The sequence below is a fragment of the uncultured Phascolarctobacterium sp. genome (genome assembly GCF_934190775.1).
Lineage (GTDB): Bacteria > Bacillota > Negativicutes > Acidaminococcales > Acidaminococcaceae > Phascolarctobacterium_A.
The window spans coordinates 1-3,911 of the sequence record NZ_CAKPTG010000034.1 but is presented as its reverse complement, the minus strand read 5'-3'; the positions used below and the strand labels follow the sequence as shown (position 1 = coordinate 3,911).

The 3,911-nt window shown below is 47.0% G+C and carries 4 protein-coding genes; all 4 read left to right on the top strand.

Annotated features, from left to right (window positions below; translation table 11 throughout):
- Positions 1-222 precede the first annotated feature (222 nt).
- The 4 genes from Q0G26_RS11400 (at position 223) to Q0G26_RS11385 (ending at position 3,759) form a co-directional block, all read left to right on the top strand.
- Complete coding sequence (locus Q0G26_RS11400) at positions 223-417, top strand: hypothetical protein (protein ID WP_293830730.1); 195 nt, start codon at positions 223-225, stop codon at positions 415-417.
- A gap of 212 nt (positions 418-629) precedes the next feature.
- Complete coding sequence (locus tag Q0G26_RS11395) at positions 630-1,820, top strand: MFS transporter (RefSeq protein ID WP_293830729.1); 1,191 nt, start codon at positions 630-632, stop codon at positions 1,818-1,820.
- Between the two features lie 121 nt (positions 1,821-1,941).
- Positions 1,942-3,072 carry an SEC-C metal-binding domain-containing protein gene (locus Q0G26_RS11390; RefSeq protein ID WP_293830727.1) on the top strand — a complete coding sequence of 377 codons (1,131 nt, stop codon included), beginning with the start codon at positions 1,942-1,944 and terminating at the stop codon, positions 3,070-3,072.
- Positions 3,073-3,108: 36 nt separating this feature from the next.
- Positions 3,109-3,759 (top strand): exonuclease domain-containing protein, encoded by a 651-nt coding sequence (locus Q0G26_RS11385; protein WP_293830725.1) that lies wholly within the window; start codon positions 3,109-3,111, stop codon positions 3,757-3,759.
- Positions 3,760-3,911: the final 152 nt, after the last annotated feature.

Genomic DNA, 3,911 nt, shown 5'->3' with positions numbered 1-3,911 from the left:
ATGATATAGCCATCTGCTGGCTAGAAAATCACAATCCCTTCTTCTTAATTTGTCCTTGACAAAGGGTACAGTTTACTGCTACTGCCAAGCGTATGCTGGCCAAGGGATGCTATTCTCTGCAGGTTATTGCGGAGCTGACAAATTTGTCTCTCGCTGATGTGGAAAAGCTAAAGGAAGATATGCTTGTATCGGATAAAGATTAAAAAAGTGAGGCGAGAATATATGCTTATGGAAGCTCGTTTGTTAGACGAACGGCGTGAAGGCGAAGCTGTTGGTATTGCCAAAGGCAAAGCAAATGAAAAACTCGCAACTGCACAGCGTCTTTTCAGCATGGGACTTTCTGTACAGGATATCGCTAAGGCTACTTCTCTCCCGATTGAACAAGTTGAAGCTTTAAAAGAAGAGCAGCAATCATAAACTAAAATTAATATTATAATCCAAGGCGTTCTACCGTACTTAAGTAGAACGCCTTTACTTTTTTTGCTCCTTAACGACAGCCCTTTTCAAAGAAAATCTCCGCAAGATCCCGCAACAAATAATTTACAATTTTTTTGCTTGTAGCACACAAATACGCTGTGCTATAATAATCAGCGCAATTTTATAAAATGAAAGTCAGGTGCTTTATATATATGGAAAACAAAATCACTACCCGCGAATGGCTGCCGTTAATCGGCATGACCGTTTCCGCCTTTATTTTTAATACATCGGAATTCATGCCCATAGGCCTTTTATCCGATATCGCCGCAGATTTCCGCATGACGGAAGCGCAGGCCGGCATGCTGATTACCATTTATGCCTACGTCGTAATGCTCATGAGCCTGCCGCTGATGATTGCCGCTTCCCGCTATCCGCTGCGCAAGCTTTTGCTGGCCACCATCAGCCTCTTCGCTGTATCGCATGTAGCCTCCGCCTTTGCCACCGGCTTTTGGACGCTATTGCTTTCGCGTATCGGCGTAGCCTTCGCCCACTCCATTTTCTGGTCCGTCGCCTCGCCTATCGCCGTGCGTCTGGTCAAAGGTTCCTTCAAGGCACTGGCTATGAGCATGATTGTCACCGGCACCGCCATCGCCATCATCGTCGGCCTGCCCTTAGGACGCATTATAGGCCTTTACGTCGGCTGGCGTATGGCCTTTATGTGTATCGCCGTTTTAGCCTTTATTGTGCTAGGCTATATGTTCTTCGTCTTCCCCAAGCTGGAAAAAAGCGAGCCTTTTACGCTTTCGCAATTGCCTGTAATGTTAAAGAATCCCGTGCTCATCGGCCTCTATATGATGTCCTTTTTGCTCCCCACAGGCTATTACACCGCCTACAGCTATATTGAGCCTTATCTGAAACAGATTGCGCTGATGGATGATGCCTGGATAACCATCACTCTGGTTATTTTCGGTGCTGCCGGTCTTTTGGGCAGTGCCGCCTTTTCCAAATGGTACGATAAATGCCGCTATCACTTTTTCCGCATCACCGTCCTTGGCGTAGCAGTTGTTTTGCTGCTGCTCTACCCCATAAGCATCAGCCATTATCTGTTGGTGCTGCTCTGCGCAGTCTGGGGCATTTTCGTTACGGCCTTCAACGTTGTAGGCCAGGCAGAGCTTTTACGCACAACTACCATGAGCACCTCCGCCGTAGCTATGTCGATTTACTCCGGCATTTATAATCTGGGTATCGGCAGTGGCAGCTATCTGGGCGGACTCATCTGTACGCATGCTTCCATCGCTTATATCGGTCTCGGCGGTGGCGCTATCGTGCTGCTTTCCTTTATTTACTGTGCTTTTTTCCTGATTCCTGCTATGCGACGCCAGCAAGCTGAGGCTGAAAAATAAAATTAACCGCCGAAAAGCGTATAATAAACTGTATATTAAATTTCCTCACTTGCTATATTTCCTGTTTTTATTTATAATTAAGAGATACGTAAGATTACAAAGAAGGAGATTTTCTATCAATATGTCTGCAAGTACAACCAAAACTAAGAATCAACCATCCCGTAAGCCTGTATTGCTGGATTACTTAAAAGCCTTCACTAAGGATAAATTGATTTTTGCAGCGCGTCAGCTCTGCATCACCTACAGCAAGCTCAAAAAGGACGAGCTGGCAGAAAAAATCTGCACAGAAATGCAAAAGCCGGAAATTGCAGCAAAACGCTTTGCTATTATGCCGGACGAGAATATCCAGGCCTTCGAAGCAGCCTTGGAGAAGAAATGCTTCCATCCTACCTACAGTGAATATGCACTGCTGCTGCCCTTTATTTCTATGGGCTACATTGTTTCCTATCCCGATGACTGCTTTGAAGCAGTAAAGGAAGCACGCACCGTTTACAAAAAAATCAACACCGCAGAATTCCAGGCACACCGCCAGCAGTTAGCATGGCTGTTGGACTGCATCACCGCAATGTCCAGCCTGCATCTGATTCTGCCGGTAGAATTTTTCTGCGAAATGTACAATCAAAAAGCAGGCTTTGAGCTTACTCCGGAAACTCTGCCGCAATTACTTGCCGAGGTTCCGAACAACTTTAACCCCTGTGCGATTAAAGATGGCCGCATCCTGCTCAAGAAAAATGACAGCGATGATTTCTACACCAGACTGGAGCAAGGCAGAAAGCCCTTCGGCCTGTATAAGCCTACCGTAAAGGAAATCACCATGCTTTCCCACTACGGCTATCTGCAATCTACCACCGCATATCAGGATCTGCATGACTTCTTCACTCAGGAACTGAATGTTGCGGCATTGGATGCACATTACTGGTGCCAATACATCTATGAATTCGAAAACTCCAACACCGACGGTAATACCTCTGAGCTGATTCAGAAGCTGCAGGCTAACATCCCCGCATGGAACAATTACAGCCATCTCGGCAGACTTTCCGTACTGCTGCAGAACGCCCGCAACAGTGCTACCCGTATGTTCTGCCTCGGCGGCCACACTCCTAACGAGACTATCAAGCTGCTGCGCGATGCACAGCAGGCTGCTCAACAAAACACCCGCGTAGGTGCCAAGGCGAAAAAGGTTTATCCTAATGACCCCTGTCCCTGCGGCAGCGGCAAAAAGTATAAAAAATGCTGCGGTAAAAAACACTAAGCAGCAAGCTTTACTTTAGCGTAAGAAGGGATTGCAATGAAGAAATTTTTAGTCGTTGATTTTGAATTTACTACCTACGAACGCCCTGTCGGCCGTCCGCGCGGCTTCTTTTCCGAGATTATCGAAATCGGTGCAGTAAAGCTGGACGGCGAACCGCTCGCTGACTGCGGACGCATCCAGAGCTTTGTCAAACCGCATTTTTATCCCAAGCAGGCCAAGGATTCTATGGATTTTTGCATGATTACCGCCAAGGATATGCAGCAGGCCATTGAATTCCCTGCTATGGTACAGGAGCTGGCAAAGCTGTACGAAAGCGACGAAACCTACTTTGTAGCCTGGGGAACTGAGGATTACAAGGTACTGCAGACAGGCTGCGAGCGTCATAAAATCGAAAACCCCGTAAAATACGAGGACTATCTTGATCTGGCGCTGGCCTACCGCCTGTGGAAGGGTGATGACTACACCACCGGTCTGAAAAAGGCTACCGAGGAGCAGGAGGTTAACACAGAAGGACTGTGGCACACCGCCTTTGACGATGCCAACAACACCGGCAAGCTGCTGATTGAAATGTTTAACCGCGGCTGGAAGCTGGAGGATTTCTTCGCTGCCCGCGAGGTTTACGAAGCGGAGCGCGCTGCCCGTCAGGCAGAACGCGCCAAGCACCATAACAGTTACAGAAGATGGTAAAATTCTAAAGCGCACTAAAAAAGCTATCACCGGGCTTTGCCCGCTGATAGCTTTTTTGCTTTACATGCTGTTTATCTGGTTCTTTGTCAAGTTTTGGGGTTTTTAATAATTTAGCACCCTGAAATCTGTAAAATTACTCTTTACAACTTAAA